The sequence below is a fragment of the Nocardia sp. bgisy118 genome, assembly GCF_057708605.1.
This window is the reverse complement of the sequence record NZ_JBYISM010000026.1, coordinates 93,363-113,381: the sequence shown is the minus strand read 5'-3', so window position 1 is coordinate 113,381 and position 20,019 is coordinate 93,363. Positions and strand designations below refer to the sequence as shown.

Here is a 20,019-nt window from a genome sequence, read left to right as displayed (position 1 = left end):
GCCTATCCCACTACCGACGACGAGGGCACCCACTCATCTGACTGCCGTTGCAGTACTAGGCCGAGCCCACTCCCCAGCAGGTACCACCCGCAGCCCGAGAAGCCCCTTGCCCAGAGTCTGCCCTTCGCGGCGGATCAGCAGGAAGACCTCCAATCCGACATAGGCGATGAAGTAGCACAACCACGCCGCTGCCCCATAGATCACCCCTTCGTTGGCTTCGGTCGTCACCAAGGTAATCGGGATCAGCAGAATCCCGACCGGTATCGCAATGACGAACGTGAGTAGCAGGCAGAATGCAAGGTCGAGCAGCCTGGCGACGAAGCGCCGGAAGAATGGTGCGGATTCGTAGGGCACGTGACCTCCTCTGCGAGGTTTCGCCGACGGCGAGCTGCTCTCGGCAAGGTCGGCTTCGGGTACTGTGGCGCAAATCGCCAAGCGCGTTCTGCGCGTTACTCATACGGGGAGGGCGGCTCGGCGTTCGGATTCGGTCGGGGTGGTGTGGGGACGAGACCGAGACTGTGTGCTTTCCGCAGTGCCGAGACGCGGTCGTGCACGCCGAGCTTGCGGTAGAGGTTCTCGGTGTGCTTGGTCACGGTCGCCGGCGTGATCACGAGTCTGGTGGCGATGGCGCGAGCGGTCAGGCCTTCGCACAGCATGGTCAGTACCGCCAGCTCGCGCGGAGTGATCTTGTATTCGGCGGGGTCGCTTGCTCCCCGGTAGGCGAATATCGCTGTCTCGTGGGCTTCGACGGTATCGAGCAGGGATCTGGCGAGCGCGGCGTATTCGAGGTCGCGATCGTTGAAACCGAGACCGCTGCGGCTCATGATGACACCGCGAATTCGTCCCGGCCCAGCGGACAGCGGCAGGGCGAGCTGGCGGTCGATGCCGATGGCTTCCTTGCCCGCTCGGTAGGCTTCGCCTTTCCACCAGCGGTCGTCGGCGACCTCGTCCATGGTCAGCGGTGTCTTGTCCCGGGAGTGCGCGTAGTGCCGCAGCAGGGGATGGGATCGCATGTGCGCGTGGATGAGTGCGTCCAGCGGGGCCTCGTGCAACCAGTCGGGGGACCCGGTCAGCGCGTGGCCGGTGCCCGCGTTCCAGTCGAGGTCGATCAGGACGGCCAGGTCACACGGTAGGTCGGCGGTCAACCTCGCCATCAGCAGCGGCCACACCCGCACCGGCTGCTTCTCGGTGATGATCTCGAGCGCGAGATCGTGGATCCTCTTGGCGTCGCCCCCTGGCAAACCCTGCACTCCAGCATTGTGCCCCAACGGATTCCGCATATCAGCCGAAAGACCGGACCGCCATACGAGGTTCTGCGTATGGCAGCCGATGCGGCGTGAAATCTACCGTTGATCTGCATGTAAGCAGTTGGCCGACAAACACTTTCGAAGCAGAGGCGGGTCGGCCACTACCACGGAGGGTGTCTCATGTCCGAAAACGCACGTTTCCGTCGCCAGCGGGGCAAGGGGTGGGTAGCTGCGCTGCTCGCCGCTGCCGGATTCGCAGGCGCGATCATCGCTGCCACACCCACCGCGCATGCGGACGTACCGGTCCTGTACCCGCTCTACACCTGGTGGAATCCGGACCGCGGCGACAATTTCACCACCGGCAACCTCAACGACGAGAACAGCGCCGTGGCGGCCGCCTACCTGCCCATCCGCAAGGAGGCGTTCGTCTACGAGACCCAGCAGCCGGGCACCGTGCCGCTGCATCTGTTCTGGAACAACGCCCGCCAGGACAACTTCAGCACAGCGACACCGGTGGGAATCGACTCCGCCTACAGCGCCGGCTACACCTACATCGGCGTCCAGGGATACGTCCACACCGCCCAGGCGCCCGGCACCCGCCCGCTCTACCTGTTCTGGAGCGAAGCGCGCCAGGACAACGTCCTCGCCGTCGATCAGACCACCATCGACTCTGCCTACAGTGCGGGCTACGTCCTCATCCGCACGGAAGGCTACGCGCCGTACGCCTGACGCACAGCTGGACGGCATCCAGCCGCGCAAGCCCGATCGGTCGTCGCGACAGAGCCCACCCGATGTCCGGCTCTGTCGCACGAGTTCTCCTTCGAATCATTCCCCGCCCGACACCGAACGCCAGGACGAACAGTTGGCGCGCCGCCTTCGCGATGCGTGCACGGGTCAACCGCTTCTGCCCGGGCGGGCAGTGAGCGGCGGCGGACTCGTTCTCCAGGGACGCCGCCACACGCTAGACAAGTAGTCACTCACTAGACACAGTGTCAAGCCAGTGCTAGCGTGTGCCACATCACGCCCGGCCCGGTCCTCGTCGACCGTCAGCCCTACAGGAGAGTGACCCCCGCATGCCGGGCAATCACAGTGAAACCGCTGCCGCGCAAGACAACCGGCCGCCTCGCCCGGGGCGAGATACCGATTCGCGGCGTGGCCAGCGCGGTGACCGCAGGCTGTGACCGAGGGGAGTAAGGAGAAATCCCATGTACGACGGCATCATCAAAGGTGGCCGCTGGTTCGACGGAACCGGCGCACCCTCGGCGATTCGTCACATCGGCATCCGCGACGGGCGGGTGGCGATCGTCTCGGCCGAGCCGCTCGACGAAACCGGGTGTGGCACCGTCGTGGACGCCAACGACAAGTGGGTGATCCCCGGCATGGTCGACATCCACACCCACTACGACGTGGAGGTGCTCCTGGACCCGGCGCTGTCGGAGTCGGTGCGACACGGTGTCACCACCGTTCTGCTCGGCTCCTGCTCACTGTCGGCGGTGCATGTCGACCCGGAGACGGCAGGCGATCTGTTCGGCCGGGTAGAAGCTATTCCGCGCCCGTACGTCATCGAGGCCGTGGCCGATCACAAGACCTGGCGCAGCGCCCAGGAATACGTCGAGGCGCTGGAGCGGTTGCCGCTGGGCGCGAATATTGCCAGCTTCCTGGGACATTCGGACATCCGGGCTGCCGAACTCGGGCTCGACCGCGCCACCCGCCACGACGTGCGGCCCGAGGCCGGCGAACTGGCGGCGATCGAACGCAGGCTGGTCGAGGCGCTCGACGCGGGATTCGTCGGAATGTCCTCCCAGCAGTTGCTGTTCGACAAGCTCGACGGAGAGCTGTGCAGGTCCCGAACGCTACCGTCGACCTTCGCTACCAGCCAGGAACGGAAGCGGCTCAACGCGATCCTGCGCGAACGCCATCGTGCCCTCCAGGGCGGCCCCGACGTGGCCCGACCGCAGAGCCTGGTCTCCATGGCGGCCGCCACGCTGGGCATCTGGCGCAAGCCGCTGAAGACGAGTCTGCTCTCGGCGGCCGACATCAAGGCGATTCCCGCGATCGCCACCCTCTTCCCAGTGGTCGCGCGGTTGCTCAACGCGCTGGGCGGCGACTTTCGCTGGCAACACCTGCCGGTCCCGTTCGAGGTGTACTCCGACGGCATCGACTTGCCCGTGTTCGAGGAATTCGGGTCCGGCGCTGCCGCATTGCACCTGTCGAATCAGCTGGACGAACGCGGGCAGCTGATGCGCAGCGAAAGTTACCGACGGCAGTTCCGGAAGGACTACGACAAGAAGTATGGGCCGAGGGTGTGGCATCGCGACTTCTTCGACGCCGAGATCGTCGAATGCCCCGATCGGGCGGTGATCGGCAAGACCTTCGGGCAGGTCGGGAGGGAGCGCGGCGGCGTGCATCCGGTGGATGCGTTCCTGGACTTGGTCGTCGAGCACGGTGGCAAGGTGCGCTGGCGCACCACGATCTCCAACCACCGTCCCCACGTGCTGGACCGGTTCGCCGCCGATCCTGGTGTGCAACTGGGATTCTCGGATGCCGGCGCGCACCTGCGCAACATGGCTTTCTACAACTTCGGCCTGCGGTTGCTGCGCCGGGTGTACGAGGCCGAGCTGGCGGGCCGGCCGTTCATGACGGTAGAGCACGCGGTGCACCGAGTGACCGGCGAACTCGCCGACTGGTACGGACTGGAAGCCGGGCACCTGCGCGTCGGCGATCGGGCCGACGCGGTCGTCATCGACCCCGCTCACCTGGATGGCAGCCTCGACGCCTACGCCGAGCATCCGGCACCGTACTTCGGCAACCTGGCGCGGATGGTGAACCGCAACGACGACACCGTCACCGCGGTATTCATCGGAGGCGCCTACGTATTCGGCAACGGAAAGGCTGCCCCGATCCTCGGCGACCGGCGCACCGGCCAATTCCTCCGCGCCGCCTGATCGGCTCGTTCGTTCAACTCCACAGTGTCACATGCACTTTCGGTCGGAACCGGGTGACGCCCACGCCGGAGCCGCGGATCATCGCTTGAATGCATCGAGGGGTGGTGATGAACCGCAGCAGTTCCGACGCCGCGGGCTGGCGGGAATCGGGCGGCAATGTGGTGGCGCACCATTCGTCGGATACCTGAAGCCTGGGTCCCTTGATATGGATCAACCGACCGGCCGCGAGGTCGGAGGAGACGGCGAAACCGATCGTCAGGGTGATGCCTCCGACCCGGCGGACCTCTTCCAGGGCGGCAGCGTCGCTCTGGAAGATCCGCTGGTGTGATTCGGGAACGGCCAACTCGCGCAGCATCGTCGCGATGTGCCCGTCGACACTGCCCGCGCCGGGGCCCAGCATCCACTGTTGCTCCCGCAGCAGCGCCGGATGTGGCGCGGCGCTCGCCAGCGGGGTGTCCGGGCGCGCGACCGCAATGATCTGATACTTCAGGAACGGCCGGGCGGCGAGGGCCGTGTCGGCGCCGTCCGGCCCCGGTCCCAGTGCGATGTCCACCGCACGGGTCTCGATCAGACCGCGGAATTGGCTGGTGGGATGCACACTCAGCTCGACGGACAGATCCTTCGCACGCGCCGCGAACAAATCGATGAGGCCGGGCGCGGCGTGTTCGGCGAACGCGCTCGACGCCGCGATGCGGAGCAGCCGCCTGCCGTGCGCCGCCTCGCTGACCTCGACAGCGGTTTGATGTTGCAGTCCGAGAATCTCGATAGCCCGGCTCGCCAGGCGCAATCCGCCGGGAGTGAAGGCCAGCCCCGCCGCCGCGCGGACGAACAGCGGGTCGTCGAGCTCCTTGCGCAGCTGGGCGATGTGCAGCGAGACACCGGCGTCGGACATCCCCAGCTCTCTGGCCGCCGCATGGACGGAGCCGAGCCGTACCACGGTCGAGTAGGCCCTAAGCTGGGCGGGCGTCACGATCCGAGTCTAGTTTGGTGGTGGACGCAGTGCCTACAGTCGCATCGCGCCTGGAGGACGCATCATGCGGGACGTGCTCACGGATCTGATGACAACCTGGAAGGGCGGGGGTACGGCTGGGGTCGCGACGGTCGTGCGGACCTTCCGTTCGGCACCGCGACCGCCTGGCGCGTCCATGGTCGTCGCGCCGGACGGGACGGTCGGCGGTTCGGTTTCCGGTGGCTGCGTCGAAGGCGCGGTCTACGAACTCGCCACCGACGTGATGCGGACCGGTCGCCCGGTGCTGCAGCGGTTCGGCTTCTCCGACGACGACGCCTTCGCCATCGGCCTCACCTGCGGCGGCATCATCGACATCTTCGTCGAATCGATCTCGCGGGAGACGTTTCCGGAACTCGGCGAGGTCGCCGCGGATATCGCCGCGGATCGTCCGGTCGCGATCGCGACCGTCATCGAGCACCCCGACACCGCCAGGGTGGGGCGACGGCTGCTGATCCGGCTGAGCGCCGCGCACGGCGCGTTGGGGTCGACACGCGCCGACGACGCGGTGATCGACGACGGACGCGGCCTGCTCGCGACGGGCCGCAGCGAGGTGCTGTCCTACGGCCCGGACGGGCAGCGCCGCGGTGAGGGCATGGCGGTTTTCGTCGCCAGTCATGCCAGGCAGCCGCGGATGCTGGTGTTCGGGGCCATCGATTTCGCCGCCGCCGTCGCCCAGCAGGGATCGTTCCTCGGGTATCGGGTCACGGTGTGCGACGCGCGGCCGGTCTTCGCCACCTCCGCCCGGTTCCCGACCGCCGACGAGGTCGTCGTCGACTGGCCGCATCGCTATCTGGCCGCGCAGATCGCGGAGGGCGCGGTCGATGCGCAGACCGTCGTCTGCGTGCTGACCCACGATCCCAAGTTCGACGTTCCGCTGCTCGAGGTGGCGCTGCGCGCGCCGGAGATCGGCTATGTCGGCGCCATGGGGTCGCGCCGCACGCACGACGAGCGCCTGTCTCGGCTGCGCCAGGCAGGCCTCACCGACGAGCAGCTCGCCCGGCTCGCCAGCCCGATCGGGCTCGATCTGGGCGGCCGGACGCCCGAGGAGACGGCGGTGTCCATCGCGGCCGAGATCATCGCGCGGCGCTGGGGCGGACACGGCCGCTCGCTGACCCGAACCGGCGGCAGGATCCACCACGACGGGGGCGAACAGCGAATTAAGTGATTCCTTAATCCGGTCTTGACGGCGGCGTCAGCGGGGCAGAGGCTTGGTTTCTCCCCAATGATGTGAGGTAGATCACATGCAAGTCCCTGGGCCATTCGAATACGAGCGCGCGACGGGCGTGGATCACGCCATCGGACTGCTGGACCGGCTGGGGGAGGAGGCGCGCATCATCGCGGGCGGGCACAGCCTCCTGCCGATGATGAAGCTGCGGCTGGCCAATCCGGAATATCTCATCGACATCAACGACCTGGCCGCCGAACTGGGCTACATCGTCACCGATCCGACCCTGGTGCGCATCGGTGCGATGGTCCGGCATCGGAACCTGCTCGAATCGGACCGCCTCGCCGCGGTGTGCCCGATCTTCCGTGACGCCGAGCGCGTGATCGCCGATCCGGTCGTGCGCAACCGCGGCACGATCGGCGGCTCGCTGTGCCAGGCCGATCCCGCCGAAGATCTCACCACGGTGTGCACGGTCCTCGGCGCCACCTGTCTGGTGCGCGGACCGTCCGGCGAACGGGAGATCGCGATGGACGACTTCCTGGTCGGTCCGTACGAAACCGCCATGTCGCGCAACGAACTTCTGATCGAGCTCCGAATTCCCTTGCGGCATCGGACCTCGAGCGCCTACGCGAAGGTGGAGCGGCGGGTCGGCGACTGGGCGATCGCGGCGGCAGGCGCGACCGTGACAGTGCACGGCGGGACGATAGCGGCCGCGCGAATCGGTCTGACGGCGGTCAACCCCGATCCGTCGGCGGTCACCGCCGCGGCGGACGCGCTCGTCGGTCAGCCGCACACCGAAGAGGTCTTCGCGGAGGCGGGCCGCCAGGTGAGCGCAGCGTGCTCACCTGTCTCCGATGCGCGCGGTAGCGCGGACTACAAGCTCCATCTCGCGTCCGAACTGACGATTCGCGCGCTGCGCACGTCGGTCGAGCGCGTACTGAACGAATCTGCCCTGAAAGGGAATTAGCCATGCAGGTCACCATGACCGTCAACGGCGAGCCGGTCACCGCGGAAGTCGAGCCGCGTACCCTGCTCGTGCACTTCCTGCGAGATCAATTGCGGCTCACCGGAACCCACTGGGGCTGCGACACCAGCAACTGCGGCACCTGCGTGGTGGAGGTCGACGGCGAACCGGTGAAGTCGTGCACGATGCTGGCCGTGATGGCCGGCGGCCATTCGGTGCGCACCGTCGAGGGACTCGAAGTGGACGGCAAGCTCGATCCCGTGCAGGAGGGCTTCATGCAGTGCCACGGGTTGCAGTGCGGATTCTGCACGCCCGGAATGATGATCACCGCCCGCGCGCTGCTCGACCGCAACCCGAATCCCGACGAGCAGACCATCCGGGAGGCGATCTCGGGCCAGATCTGCCGCTGCACCGGATATACCACCATCGTGCGGTCGATCCAGTGGGCCGCGGCGAAGCAACGCGGCGAAGCGGCGGAGCCCGAACCCGCTGCCAGCCCGACGCCGGTGGGGAGCACATCATGACCGCCGTCGAGTCCCGGCCCGAAGACCGGGTCGACAACGACCACAAGCCCTGCGGTCACGGCAGGATGCTCCGGAAAGAGGATCCGCGGTTCATTCGCGGACGCGGCAACTACGTCGACGACGTGCAGCTGCCCGGCATGCTGCACATGGCGATGCTGCGTTCGCCGTTCGCGCACGCGCGGATCGTGAGCATCGATGTCTCCGCGGCACAGGCGCATCCGAAGGTCAAGGCGGTCGTCACCGGCGCAGATCTCGCGGCGAAGGGACTGGCCTGGATGCCGACGCTGTCCAACGATGTGCAGGCGGTGCTGGCGACGGACAAGGTCCGGTTCCAGGGGCAGGAGGTGGCCTTCGTCGTCGCCGAGGATCGCTACTCCGCGCGTGATGCGTTGGAGCTGATCAACGTCGAGTACGAGATGCTCGATCCGGTGATCGACGCCCGGACCGCGCTGGCGCCCGACATGCCGGTGATCCGCGATGATCTCGAGGGCAAGCGGGACAACCAGTGCTTCGAATGGGAGACCGGCGACGCCGCCGCGACCGAGGCGGTGTTCGCGCGCGCCGACGTCGTCGTCAAGCAGGAGATGGTCTATCCGCGAGTGCATCCCGCCCCGATGGAGACCTGCGGCGCCGTCGCGGATCTCGATCCCGTGACGGGGAAGCTCACGCTGTGGTCGACGAGCCAGGCGCCGCATGCCCACCGCACGCTCTACGCGTTGGTGGCAGGACTGCCCGAGCACAAGATCCGGGTGGTCTCACCCGATATCGGCGGCGGGTTCGGCAACAAGGTGCCCATCTATCCGGGATACGTCTGTGCCATCGTCGGGTCGTTGTTGCTGGGCAAACCGGTGAAGTGGATGGAGGATCGCAGCGAGAATCTCACCAGCACCGGGTTCGCGCGCGACTACATCATGGTCGGTGAGATCGCCGCCGACGCCGACGGCAAGATCCTGGCCATCCGGTCGACCGTGCTCGCCGATCACGGCGCCTTCAATGGCCAGGCCGCACCGTTGAAGTATCCGGCAGGCTTCTTCGGAGTCTTCACCGGTAGCTACGACATCGAGGCCGCCTACTGCAAGATGACCGCGGTCTACACGAACAAGGCCCCCGGCGGCGTAGCCTACGCGTGCTCGTTCCGGATCACCGAGGCCGTGTACTTCGTCGAGCGGTTGGTGGATTGCCTCGCCTACGAACTGAAGGTGGATCCCGCCGAGCTACGGCTGCGGAATCTGCTTCGCCCCGAACAGTTCCCGTACACGAGCAAGACCGGCTGGGTCTACGACTCCGGCGACTACGAGAAGACCATGCGCCTGGCGATGGACATGATCGGCTACGACGCCTTGCGAAAAGAGCAGCAGGACAAGCGCGCCCGCGGCGAGTTGATGGGCATCGGGATGTCCTTCTTCACCGAGGCGGTCGGCGCGGGTCCGCGCAAGGATATGGACATCCTCGGACTCGGCATGGCCGACGGGTGCGAGCTGCGTGTCCATCCGACCGGCAAGGCCGTGGTGCGCATCTCGGTTCAGACCCAGGGGCAAGGGCACGAGACGACGTTCGCCCAGATCGTCGCCGAGGAACTCGGCATACCGCCGGACGACATCGACGTCGTGCACGGCGACACCGATCAGACTCCGTTCGGTCTCGGCACCTACGGCACCCGGTCGACACCGGTCTCGGGCGCCGCTGCCGCACTGGTGGCGCGGAAGGTGCGCGACAAGGCGCGGATCATCGCCTCCGGCATGCTCGAGGTCTCCGTCGCCGACCTCGAGTGGGAGAAGGGCTCGTTCCACGTCAAGGGCGATCCGTCCGCGGCCGTGACGATCCAGCAGATCGCGATGCGCGCACACGGCACCGGTGACCTGCCCGAGGGCATCGAGGGCGGACTCGACGCGCAGATCTGTTACAACCCGGAGAATCTCACCTACCCGTATGGTGCGTACTTCTGCGTCGTCGACATCGACCCGGGGACGGCCGTGGTCAAGGTCCGGCGCTTCCTGGCGGTCGACGACTGCGGCACCCGGATCAATCCGATGATCATCGAGGGCCAGGTGCACGGCGGTCTCACCGACGGCATCGGCATGGCCCTGATGGAGATCATGGCCTTCGACGAGGACGGCAACTGCCTCGGCGGATCCCTGATGGACTACCTCATCCCGACGGCACTCGAGGTTCCGCACTTCGAGACCGGGTACACGGTCACCCCGTCGCCGCACCACCCGATCGGCGCGAAAGGCATCGGTGAATCGGCCACGGTCGGATCACCGCCTGCCGTCGTCAATGCGGTGGTGGATGCGTTGGCGCCGTTCGGAGTTCGGCACGCCGACATGCCGCTGACGCCGTCGCGGGTCTGGGAAGCGATGCAGGGGCGGGCCACACCACCCATCTGAGCAGGTGCGAGCGATGGGATCATCGATGAAGATGACCGAGCGTGCACAGCAGCTGGTCCGCACCAGGACGCCGTTCGTGCACGCGACCGTCGTACGCGCGCAGCAGCCGACCTCGGCGCACGCCGGGGACGAGGCGATTCTCTTGCAGGACGGGACGATCGAAGGATTCGTCGGCGGCCAGTGCGCGCAGAACTCGGTCCGCAAGGCGGCGCTGGGCGCCCTGCAATCGAACGAGAGCGTGCTGCTGCGTGTGCTACCCGACGGCGATCTGCACTTTCCCGAGGCGCCCGGCGCGGCGGTGGTGGTGAATCCCTGTCTGTCCGGCGGCGCGCTGGAGATCTTCCTCGAGCCGCAGATCCCGCCGCCGCTGGTGCACATCTGCGGCGCGACGCCTATCGCGGACGCCCTGGCCGACTTGTGCGAACTGGTGGGATTCACGGTGCGGCGCAGTGTAGCCGGAGCCGACCCGCTGGAGTCACCGTCCGACACGACGGCGATGGTGATCGCCAGCCATGGCGGCCCGGAAGCCGAGATGATCCGCGTCGCGCTCGATGCGGGCGTGGGGTATATCGGGTTGGTTGCCAGCAGGATTCGGGGCGCGTCGATTCTCGACGAACTCGAATTGACCGACGCCGAGCGGGCTCGCGTGCACACCCCGGTGGGATTGCCGATCGGCGCCAAGACGTCCGCGGAGATCGCCGTCTCGATTGTCGCGGAAGTGATCCAGGCGATCCGCAAGGGTGGCTTGGCCGTCCCGGCCCGCCCGGCGAGCGTTGTCTTCGAGGCGCTCGATCCGGTGTGCGGTATGACCGTGACGGTCGGGCCGGACACACCACACCTCACCGTCGACGATGTCGACTACTGGTTCTGCGGCTCCAGCTGCCGCAATTCCTTCGCGGCGGCGAAGGCGGGCTCATGACCATCGGGTTCGTCACCGGAGTCGTACTCGCCGCGGGATCCTCGCGGCGTCTCGGCACCGCGAAACAGATACTGCCGTACCGAGATACGACGGTTCTCGGCGCCACCCTCGACGTGGTTCGATCCTGCGCCCTCGATCAGATCATCGTCACGCTCGGGGGCGCCGCGGAAGCGGTGCGCAGGCAGGTCGACCTCACCGGGGTGGAGGTGGTCATGGCCGACGACTTCGGTTCGGGCTGTTCGTCGTCGTTGCGTTCGGCCCTGAGCGCGGTGCATCCGCGGGCCGCCGGAATAGTACTGATGCTCGGTGACCAACCGGGACTGTCGGCGGCAACCGTCGACCGGCTGGTCGCCGAGGGGACAACCGCCGCTCCGATCACCGTCTGCCGCTACCGCGACGGTGTCGGGCATCCGTTCTGGCTGAACCGCAGCACATTCGGCGAGCTGGCCCGGTTGCACGGCGACAAGGCCGTGTGGAAGCTCATCGAGTCCGGCCGCGTCGCGGTGTCGCGACTCGACGTCGACGCACCGGCGCCCTTGGACGTCGACACCTGGGACGACTACGAGCGCCTGCGCGCCTCGACGTTGCCATGATCGCGCCGTTCGACGATGTCGAGGAGGTGGTCCGGCGATTCGACGCCGACGACTACCTGCTCGATACCGGGACCGCCGCCGCCTTCTATCTGGCCACCACGTTGGGTCGGCCGCTGCTGCTGGAAGGCGAACCCGGAGTGGGCAAGACGACGGCGGCGAAGACCCTGGCCACGGTGCTGGATGCACCGCTGATCCGCCTGCAATGCTACGAGGGCCTCACCGTGAGCGAAGCGCTGTACGACTGGAACTACCAACGTCAGCTGCTCAGCATCCGGCTCGCCGAGGCGCGCGGCGCCGACCTCACCGAGGCGGACCTGTTCACCGAGGCCTACCTGGTCGACCGCCCCATCCTGCGCTGTGTGCGATATCGCGGTCCGACGCCCCCGGTGCTGCTCGTCGACGAAATCGATCGTGCCGACGACGAATTCGAGGCACTGCTGCTCGAATTCCTCGGTGAGGCCACGGTGACGGTTCCCGAACTCGGGACTTTCGTCGCCGAGCACCCGCCGCTCACGGTGCTGACCTCGAATCGCAGTCGCGACCTGCACGACGCGTTGCGGCGGCGTTGCCTCTACCACTGGATCGACTACCCGGATCCGGCCCGCGCGGTCGCGATCGTGCGACGCACCGTGCCCGGGGCAACCGATGTGCTGATCGAGCACGCCACCCGATTCGTCGGCCGCGCCCGCGATCTGGATCTCGACAAACCGCCCGGCGTCGCCGAGACCATCGACTGGATCGCCGCGTTGGCGACGCTCGACGTCGCCGATCTGACCGCGCCGGAAGCGGTCGCCGCGCTCAGCGCACTGGCGAAGACACCCGACGACCGTGCCACCTTGCACGGGGAATTCGTCGAATACACCCAAGGCATGGCTACCGGATGAGAGGGATACTCCGATGAAGATCGCCAATGAGTTCACCGTCAACGCCCCGGTCGAGCAGGCATGGGAGGTGCTGTCCAACCTCGAACAGGTGGTCCCGCTCCTGCCCGGCGCACAGATGGTCGGCTGGGAGGGAGACGATTTCCTCGGCAAACTGAAGGTCAAAGTCGGCCCGGTGACAAGCGAATTCACCGGAAAAGCGAACTTCGTCGAGCGCGACGAACACGACCATCGCGCCGTCATCGACGGCCGCGGCCGGGACACCCGCGGATCCGGAAACGCGGCGGCGACCATCACCACCCAACTGCGCGAGGAAGGCGATCGGACCCGGGTCATCGTGGACACCGACCTCAAGATCGTCGGCAAGCTCGCCCAGTTCGGCAGCGGGATGCTGCAGCAGGTGTCCGAGAAGATGATCAGTCAATTCGTCACGTCTCTGGAAGCGAAACTCGCAGAAGGGGATTCGGCCGCCGCGCAGCCGGTGGCCGGGCCGGACAGCCGAGCGGTGCAACCCGTTGCCCAATCCGAGCCCGCGCCGCTCGACCTCGTCGATCTCGTGGGGCCCGCGATGATCAAAAGGTATGGCCCCGCGATCGCCTTCGTGCTCGCGGCCGTGCTCGCAATCATTCTGGTACGCAGGCGGATGCGCGAGCGGTGATGAGGGGAACGGTGCTGCTGCGCGGCGTCGATCTGGCCGCATTCGCCGTCGCGGTGGTCGCACGGCTGCGGCGCGGTGGCGTCGCCGTGGCGCCGAGCGGACCCGCCCTGTTCGTACAAGCTTTGCGGCGCATGGCGCCGCGGTCACGCACCGAGCTCTACTGGGCCATGCGACTCACGCTCGTCGATCGCATGCAAGATCTCGCCGCCTTCGACGCGGTCTTCGCGACGGTGTTCGCCGACGCGACGCCGGGTGTGGACCCGCCGAGCCGGACGCACGGGCTGCCCACCGAACGCGCGTCGACGCCGGGCACCGGCGGTCAGGGTCAGTCTCGAGACGGTGGTGAAGTCCCGTGGGCGACACTGCAATCGGCAACCGGCTCCGACCGATCCACCGACAAGAGCGTGGCGCTCCCGGACGTGCTGCCGAGCCGGTTCGCGGCACGGGGACAAGAACCGTTCGCTCGCTTCGATCCGGACGACCTGCGGACAGTCGGCGCCTGGCTGGAGCAGACGTCGGCGCTGTGGCCGCAGCGCAACAGCAGGCGCTACGAAAACCATTCGCACGGCAAGCGGATCGACTTCCGGGCGACGATGCACAACTCCCGCCGCACGGGCTGGGAGCCTGCGGTCCTGGTTCGCACTCGTCCCCGGCGCCGACCGCGCCGAATCGTCATGATCTGCGACGTCAGCCGCTCGATGCAGCCGTACTCGACGATCTACCTGCACCTGATGCGGGCCGCGATGCAGCACCGTTCGCCCGGCCGACCGGAGGTTTTCGCCTTCTCGACCTCGCTGACCAGGCTGACTTCGGTACTGGCGCACCGTTCCCCGGATATCGCGGTAGCCAGGGCCAACGAGAAGGTCGCCGACCGCTACGGCGGCACGCACATCGGGCGATCCCTCACCGCGCTGCTCACAACCCCGTCCGGCAACGCGGTGCGCGGCGCCGTCGTCGTCATCGCATCGGACGGCTGGGACAGCGACACCCCCGATGTCCTCGCCCGCGCGATGGCCCGCGTCCGCCGCCGGGCTTGGCGCGTCATCTGGCTCAATCCCCGTGCGGGCGAACCCCGATTCCAGCCCGCCACCGGTGCGATGGCGGCGGCCCTACCGTTCTGCGACATCATGATGCCCGCGCACACACTGGCGGGGATCCACGCGTTCGTGCAAGTTCTGGCATCGTCGGTCGTCACCTGACGCGCGACCGGCTTCCGGCCGACGGGTAGCGATTCCGACTCGGCTACCTACGTCTCAGCCGAACCGACAAATATCGCCGCAGATGCGGCAAGAATTGCAGCCACTACTTCACCTCTTGTGGGAAACCGCCAACTGTGCGCGGCTCGAGGCTCCGGCGGAGCATGCTCTATTCCCGATTCGGATGCCAGCAGGGCACTTTGCGCCAAGTGGACGAAGGTACCGACGCCCACGATGACCCAACCGACCGCGGGGGAGATATGAGCGGCTGGATCCGTATTGGGAAGCGATACCGACCAGGGCCGACCACAACAGCCTGGCGACGCTGACCGACCATGCGAAGGCGCTCGAGGATCACGGCTGGAAGGGTGCATTGCTCGGCACCGGTTGGGGTCGCCCCGACACATTCACCGTCGCCGCGGCGCTCGCCGCCAGGACGACGACCTTCGAACCGCTCAGCGCGATCCGACCCGGCTATTGGCATTCGTCCTCGAGGATGCGCAGCTGTTGTTTTCACCCGCCGGTCCCGGTTCACGATCATCGGCCCCGGCAAGGGTCGAGGAAATGCTTACGATCAGGGCGATTTGTGCAGGACTGCTTGCCTGATCGATCGCGGATGGATCGGGGGCGTCCAGCAAGAACCGCCGCACACCTAGCAGCGCTAGAAAACTGACACTGGCCACACCGCGTATGACGTGAGTCGCAGGCCTCATCGATTCGCTCGGTGGCCTGGTGAAAGAGATTCGCAACTACGCCGGCGAGCGCTTCGGAGTTATCGTGGAAGTCCTGCCGGACGCCGTGGTGGCCTCAGGGGACACGATATGCACACGCTGATCGAGTCGCTCACCGAGAACCTCCGCATGCTGCTTTCGAAGCCGCTCGCGGCGGCCGATGGCAGCGCGGTGGTGTGCCCATGACGGCCGGAGCGGATGGCGCGTTCCCGCTGTCGGCGGCGCAGCGCGGAATCTGGTTCGCCCAGCACATCGCGGGCGACATCCCGATCTCCATCGCCCAGTATGTCGACCTGGCCGGGCCGATCGATGTCGACCGGCTGGCGCCGGCGGCGCGTCAGGCCGGGCGCGAGTTCGGCACCGGCTATCTGCGCTTGATCGAAAGCGACGGGTATCCACTTCAGTGCGTCGACACCACCCTGGACGACAGTGCGCGCATCGTCGACTTCCGCCATGAACGTGATCCGGTGGCAGCCGCACACGCCTGGATGCGCGACGAATACTCGGCACCTCTCGATCTGCTGAACGATCGGTTGGCCTGTGCGGTCATGCTGCGGATCGCCGACGACCACTGGTTCTCCTACTGGCGGATGCATCACATCGCGCTCGACGGCATGGGTGTCTCGGTGATGGCCCGGCGTACCGGCGAGCTCTACACCGCGGCGATCGAGGGAAGGCCGCCGCCCGCCTCCCGAGCTGAGGACCTCAGGAAGATCGTCGCCGCCGATCTGGCGTACCGCAGCTCAAACCGTTTCGCGGCCGACCGGGAATACTGGCTGCGGCACCTCGACGGGATGGCCGACCCGGTGAGTCTCGCCGGCCGCACCGCCGACATCGACGCCCACCCGCGGCGCGTCGAGGGCGTGCTGGCGCAGGAAACAGCGGAATTGCTGGAGACGGTCGCCACGGCGGCGGCGTCCGGTGTGGCACCCACGGTGGTCGCGGCGTTCGGCGCCTATCTCGCCGCGACGACCGGTGCGCCGGAGGTGGTGTTGAGTCTGCCGGTCTCGGCGCGCACGACGGCAGCCATGCGACGTTCCGGCGGCATGATCGCCAACGTCGTCCCGGTGCGACTCCGGGTGGCTCCGACCATGACCGTCGGTGAGCTGATCAGCGCCGCGCAGGGCGAGCTGACCGGTGCGCTGCGGCGGCAGCGTTACCGTCAGGAGGACATCTTCCGTGACCTCGGCTGGCCGATGGACGAGGTCGCGACATTCGGCCCCTCCGTGAACTTGATGATGCTGGACACCAGGGTTCAGCTCGGCCCGGTCACCGGACGAGTGCATGTGCTGACCCCCGGGCCGATCGAGGACCTGTACCTCAATCTGTATCCCGGTGTGGGCGGCGAGAGCACCCACATCGACTTCCAGGGCAATGCGAACCTCTACAGCGACACCGAATTGGTCACCCACCACAGCCGATTCCTGCGGTTCCTGCGGAAACTTCTCGCCGCAGGCCCGGACGCGGCCCTGTCCACGGTGCCTGTCGTATCCGATGACGAGCTTGCCGAGCTGGCACCGGCACGAGGACCGGCGAGCGTCACGCCTCGTACGCTCCCCGAAATACTCTCCGCGGGTGCGGAAATCAACCCTGATGGGATCGCTGTTCGCGACGGTGCCGCCTGTCTGACCTACCGCCAGGTCGACGAATACACCAATCGGCTTGCGCGCGTAGCGATCGCCTCGGGTGCGGGCCCGGAATCCAGTGTGGCGATATCGATTCCGCGTTCGATCGATTCGGTGCTCGGGATGCTCGCGGTGGCCAAGACCGGTGCCGCCTTCGTGCCGATCGACCCGGACTACCCTGCCGACCGGATCGCGTACATGATCGACGACAGTGGAGTCGTCGCCGGGATTACCGTATCGACCGCGCGAAGCCTGTTGCCGGACAGGGTGAACTGGCTGGTTCTCGATGAGGACAGGACCGGTCGGCGGATCGCCGAGCAGGACTCGGCAGCGGTGGATGACAGTGTGCGGCATGCCCCGGTGCACCTGGATCAGGTCGCGTACATCATCTACACCTCGGGATCGACCGGATCGCCCAAAGGCGTGCTGGTCACCCATCGGGGTTTGGCGAACATGGTCGCGAGTTTGGCGCATGCCTTCGGTGTCGGTGCCGATTCCGTCATGGCACATGCGGTTTCGTCGAGTTTCGACCTCTCGGTCGAGGAGATCCTGGTGACCTTCGCCGCCGGAGCGATGCTCTCCGTTGTCCCGCCGTCGGCGTACGCCGGCGAGGAGATGGCGGACAGTCTTCGCGTGCAAGGTGTTTCCCATCTGGATGCCACGTCGGCAGTGGTGGGGTCCCTCGACCCGGCGACGCTGCCCGGCCTGCGCACTGTCATCGTCGGTGGCGACGCCTGCCCTGCCGAACTGGCGGCCAGGTGGTCCGGCCATGCTGTCCTCAACGGGTACGGACCCACCGAAACCACCGTCACGGCGACGTTGAGCGACGCGTTGACACCCGCTGCGCCGGTCACGATCGGTGGCCCCATCCGCGGTGTCTCCGCAGTCCTGCTCGATTCATGGTTGCGACCGGTCGCTCCGGGCACGATCGGTGAGCTGTACCTCGCGGGTGGGGGAGTAGCGCGCGGCTATCACCGGCGCACGGGCCTCACCGCGGGCCGATTCGTCGCGAACCCGTACGCGTGCGGCGAGCGGATGTACCGCACCGGGGATCTGGCGCGCTGGACCAAGAGTTCCGGTACGTTGGAGCTGGACTATCAAGGCCGCAACGACTTCCAGGTGAAGGTGCGCGGCTTCCGGGTCGAGCTCGGCGAGATCGACGCCGTCCTGCAACGGCACCCGGACATCGACTTCGCGATCACCCTCGGGATCGATACCGATTCGGGCACCACTGTCCTGGTCTCCTATGTGCTGCCCGAACCGGGCATCGAGGTGAGCGTAGAAGCACTGAAAGCGGCTGCTGGCGAATCGCTTCCGGCGTACATGGTGCCCGCCGCGATCATGCCTCTGGAGAGCGTTCCGCTGACACCGCTGGGCAAGATCGATCGTACGGCGCTGCCCGAACCCGATTTCGCTTCCCACGCACTCATGAGCCGACCACCATCGACCCCGCGCGAGGAGGCGCTGGCCGCGTTGTTCGCCGAAGTTCTCGGGCTGGATTCGGTGGGCGTCGAGGAGAGCTTCTTCGCGCTCGGCGGCGACAGCATTTCCTCCATTCAACTGGTCTCCAGGGCGAAGAACGCCGGGATCGGCTTCAGCGCACGCGAGGTATTCGAACGCAAAACCGTTGCCGGGCTGGCGGCGGTGGCCACCGAGGCGCGCGCCGAAGTTGTGCACGAGTTACCCGGCGGGGGAGTGGGCGCCGTCGAACTCACGCCGATCGTGCGCGCGATGCTGGACCAAGGAGATACCTGGCGCCGGTTCGGCCAGGCCGTCTTGATCGGTCTTCCGGCCGGCGTCGACGGCGCTCGGCTGATCGCTGCCGTCCAAGCGCTCCTCGACCATCACGATCTGCTGCGCTGTTCGTTGCGAAGCACCGATCACGGCTGGGAATGGAACGTCGCCCGCCAGGGTTCGGTCGTGGCAGGCACTCTGGTGGACGTCGTGACCGCGCGCCCCGATCGGGACCAGAGCGGCGAATTCGAATTGCAACGTGCCGCAGACCAACTCGACCCGGAGGCGGGAATCGTCGCGCGCTTCGTGCTGATCGAGCGCGCCGACGCTGCTCCACTGTGCTGGATCGTGCTGCACCACCTCGTGACCGACGCCGTCTCGTGGCGGATCCTGCTGCAAGATCTGGCGACCGCCGCCTCTGGCGGCGCCCTCGCTCCGGTCGGCACATCGTTCCGACGTTGGGCGCGTGGACAGTTCGAGCACGCGACTGACCGAAATGTCGAACTGCAGGTCTGGCAACGCATCCTGGCCACACCCGACCCGCCGATCGGCACGGGCACCTTGGATCCGGCCGTCGATGTCGCCGCCACGAGGGCGATCTACCGGACCGCTATCGCCCCCGACGTCGCGCACGCAGTGCTCACCACGGTGCCCGACCGATTCCATTGTGGCGCTGATGATGTCCTGCTGACCGCGTTCGCGATGGCGGTGAGCCGTTGGCGCGGTCGAAGGTCCTCACTCTTCACGCTGGAGGGCCATGGTCGCGAGGAGGCCATCCTGCCCGGCGCCGATATCGCGCGCACGCTGGGCTGGTTCACCGCGGTGCATCCGGTGGCCATCGACCTGACGGGCATCGATCTCGGTGACGCGTTCGACGGCGGCCCCGCGGCGGGCGCCGCGATCAAGACTACGAAGCAGCAGCTGCGCGCGATGCCCGACAAGGGAATCGGTTTCGGCATGCTTCGCTATCCGAACGCCGGCACCACCGATCCGTTCGCGGATGCGCCGACACCGCAGCTGAGCTTCAACTATCTCGGCCGAGCGCCGACCGGCGGCGAGACCGGAGCCTGGCTGCCGCAACGCTTCGCGGCAACGCAGGACGACCGAGCGCCGTTGGCCGCGGTCATCGATCTCAACGCCGTGCTGACCGAGAATGGCTTGGAAGCGGCCTGGGCCTACGCTTCTCGGCTGCTCGATGCGGCCGAGGTCGGCGAACTCGCCGGTCTCTGGGCGCACGCACTGCGGGCGCTCGTCGACCATGCCACGACCGCGGGAGCGGGCGGGCACGCGCCCTGCGACTTCGACCTCGTCGCGGTCACCCAGCCGCAGATCGAGGCTTGGGAGCACGACTATCCGAATCTGGTCGACATATGGCCGCTTTCACCGCTCCAGTCCGGCCTGTTCTTTCCATGCGATCTACGACCCTGATGCCGCCGACGGC

15 protein-coding genes and 1 pseudogene are annotated in these 20,019 nt (G+C 67.2%); 13 read left to right on the top strand and 3 right to left on the bottom strand.

All coding sequences use genetic code 11. The annotated features are described in order from the left end of the window. Nucleotides 1–33: 33 nt before the first annotated feature. On the bottom strand, nucleotides 34–354 hold the full coding sequence (locus tag AC3EO7_RS27855) for an RDD family protein (RefSeq protein ID WP_435592847.1): 321 nt from the start codon (nucleotides 352–354) through the stop codon (nucleotides 34–36). 95 nt (nucleotides 355–449) lie between these two features. After that, on the bottom strand, nucleotides 450–1,250 hold the full coding sequence (locus AC3EO7_RS27850) for a helix-turn-helix transcriptional regulator (RefSeq protein ID WP_435592846.1): 801 nt from the start codon (nucleotides 1,248–1,250) through the stop codon (nucleotides 450–452). Nucleotides 1,251–1,427: 177 nt separating this feature from the next. On the opposite strand from AC3EO7_RS27850, the gene AC3EO7_RS27845 reads away from it, so the two are divergent. Continuing rightward, a complete protein-coding gene (locus tag AC3EO7_RS27845; RefSeq protein WP_435592845.1) occupies nucleotides 1,428–1,976 on the top strand; it encodes a hypothetical protein in 549 nt (182 codons plus the stop codon). 476 nt (nucleotides 1,977–2,452) lie between these two features. Continuing rightward, nucleotides 2,453–4,192, top strand: coding sequence for an N-acyl-D-amino-acid deacylase family protein (locus tag AC3EO7_RS27840; RefSeq protein WP_431971968.1), 1,740 nt, complete (start codon nucleotides 2,453–2,455; stop codon nucleotides 4,190–4,192). Between the two features lie 13 nt (nucleotides 4,193–4,205). Here AC3EO7_RS27840 and AC3EO7_RS27835 read toward each other — a convergent pair whose 3' ends face one another. Further along, nucleotides 4,206–5,162: a LysR family transcriptional regulator gene (locus AC3EO7_RS27835; RefSeq protein ID WP_431971969.1), complete on the bottom strand. Its 957-nt coding sequence runs from the start codon at nucleotides 5,160–5,162 to the stop codon at nucleotides 4,206–4,208. A 64-nt stretch (nucleotides 5,163–5,226) separates the two neighbouring features. On the opposite strand from AC3EO7_RS27835, the gene AC3EO7_RS27830 reads away from it, so the two are divergent. The 11 genes and pseudogenes from AC3EO7_RS27830 (at nucleotide 5,227) to AC3EO7_RS27780 (ending at nucleotide 20,006) form a co-directional block, all read left to right on the top strand. Then, a complete protein-coding gene (locus AC3EO7_RS27830) occupies nucleotides 5,227–6,366 on the top strand; it encodes an XdhC family protein (protein ID WP_435592844.1) in 1,140 nt (379 codons plus the stop codon). Nucleotides 6,367–6,442: 76 nt separating this feature from the next. After that, nucleotides 6,443–7,333, top strand: coding sequence for an FAD binding domain-containing protein (locus tag AC3EO7_RS27825; protein WP_431971971.1), 891 nt, complete (start codon nucleotides 6,443–6,445; stop codon nucleotides 7,331–7,333). A gap of 2 nt (nucleotides 7,334–7,335) precedes the next feature. Continuing rightward, entirely contained in the window at nucleotides 7,336–7,854 is a 519-nt protein-coding gene (locus AC3EO7_RS27820) for a (2Fe-2S)-binding protein (protein WP_431971972.1), read from the top strand. Next, entirely contained in the window at nucleotides 7,851–10,241 is a 2,391-nt protein-coding gene (locus AC3EO7_RS27815) for an aerobic carbon-monoxide dehydrogenase large subunit (protein ID WP_435592843.1), read from the top strand. Before AC3EO7_RS27820 ends, AC3EO7_RS27815 begins: the two co-directional genes overlap by 4 nt. A 25-nt stretch (nucleotides 10,242–10,266) precedes the next feature. After that, on the top strand, nucleotides 10,267–11,160 hold the full coding sequence (locus AC3EO7_RS27810; protein WP_431972026.1) for an XdhC family protein: 894 nt from the start codon (nucleotides 10,267–10,269) through the stop codon (nucleotides 11,158–11,160). Further along, nucleotides 11,157–11,753 (top strand): nucleotidyltransferase family protein, encoded by a 597-nt coding sequence (locus AC3EO7_RS27805; RefSeq protein ID WP_435592842.1) that lies wholly within the window; start codon nucleotides 11,157–11,159, stop codon nucleotides 11,751–11,753. The genes AC3EO7_RS27810 and AC3EO7_RS27805 overlap by 4 nt, the downstream gene beginning before the upstream one ends. Then, nucleotides 11,750–12,637 (top strand): AAA family ATPase, encoded by an 888-nt coding sequence (locus tag AC3EO7_RS27800; RefSeq protein ID WP_431971975.1) that lies wholly within the window; start codon nucleotides 11,750–11,752, stop codon nucleotides 12,635–12,637. Before AC3EO7_RS27805 ends, AC3EO7_RS27800 begins: the two co-directional genes overlap by 4 nt. A 13-nt stretch (nucleotides 12,638–12,650) precedes the next feature. Beyond that, nucleotides 12,651–13,292, top strand: coding sequence for an SRPBCC family protein (locus AC3EO7_RS27795; RefSeq protein WP_435592841.1), 642 nt, complete (start codon nucleotides 12,651–12,653; stop codon nucleotides 13,290–13,292). Beyond that, nucleotides 13,292–14,491: a vWA domain-containing protein gene (locus AC3EO7_RS27790; protein ID WP_435592861.1), complete on the top strand. Its 1,200-nt coding sequence runs from the start codon at nucleotides 13,292–13,294 to the stop codon at nucleotides 14,489–14,491. Before AC3EO7_RS27795 ends, AC3EO7_RS27790 begins: the two co-directional genes overlap by 1 nt. Nucleotides 14,492–14,777: 286 nt before the next feature. Next, nucleotides 14,778–14,972 (top strand): annotated as a pseudogene (locus tag AC3EO7_RS27785) (LLM class flavin-dependent oxidoreductase); the annotation flags it as partial. Between the two features lie 429 nt (nucleotides 14,973–15,401). Then, nucleotides 15,402–20,006 (top strand): amino acid adenylation domain-containing protein, encoded by a 4,605-nt coding sequence (locus tag AC3EO7_RS27780; RefSeq protein WP_435592840.1) that lies wholly within the window; start codon nucleotides 15,402–15,404, stop codon nucleotides 20,004–20,006. The last annotated feature ends 13 nt before the right edge of the window (nucleotides 20,007–20,019 follow it).

Coding starts and splice junctions, on each gene's coding strand:
- AC3EO7_RS27845 (WP_435592845.1), top strand. CDS start 1,428: ATGTCCGAAAACGCACGTTTCCGTCGCCAGCGGGGCAAGGGGTGGGTA.
- AC3EO7_RS27840 (WP_431971968.1), top strand. CDS start 2,453: ATGTACGACGGCATCATCAAAGGTGGCCGCTGGTTCGACGGAACCGGC.
- AC3EO7_RS27830 (WP_435592844.1), top strand. CDS start 5,227: ATGCGGGACGTGCTCACGGATCTGATGACAACCTGGAAGGGCGGGGGT.
- AC3EO7_RS27825 (WP_431971971.1), top strand. CDS start 6,443: ATGCAAGTCCCTGGGCCATTCGAATACGAGCGCGCGACGGGCGTGGAT.
- AC3EO7_RS27820 (WP_431971972.1), top strand. CDS start 7,336: ATGCAGGTCACCATGACCGTCAACGGCGAGCCGGTCACCGCGGAAGTC.
- AC3EO7_RS27815 (WP_435592843.1), top strand. CDS start 7,851: ATGACCGCCGTCGAGTCCCGGCCCGAAGACCGGGTCGACAACGACCAC.
- AC3EO7_RS27810 (WP_431972026.1), top strand. CDS start 10,267: ATGAAGATGACCGAGCGTGCACAGCAGCTGGTCCGCACCAGGACGCCG.
- AC3EO7_RS27805 (WP_435592842.1), top strand. CDS start 11,157: ATGACCATCGGGTTCGTCACCGGAGTCGTACTCGCCGCGGGATCCTCG.
- AC3EO7_RS27800 (WP_431971975.1), top strand. CDS start 11,750: ATGATCGCGCCGTTCGACGATGTCGAGGAGGTGGTCCGGCGATTCGAC.
- AC3EO7_RS27795 (WP_435592841.1), top strand. CDS start 12,651: ATGAAGATCGCCAATGAGTTCACCGTCAACGCCCCGGTCGAGCAGGCA.
- AC3EO7_RS27790 (WP_435592861.1), top strand. CDS start 13,292: ATGAGGGGAACGGTGCTGCTGCGCGGCGTCGATCTGGCCGCATTCGCC.
- AC3EO7_RS27780 (WP_435592840.1), top strand. CDS start 15,402: ATGACGGCCGGAGCGGATGGCGCGTTCCCGCTGTCGGCGGCGCAGCGC.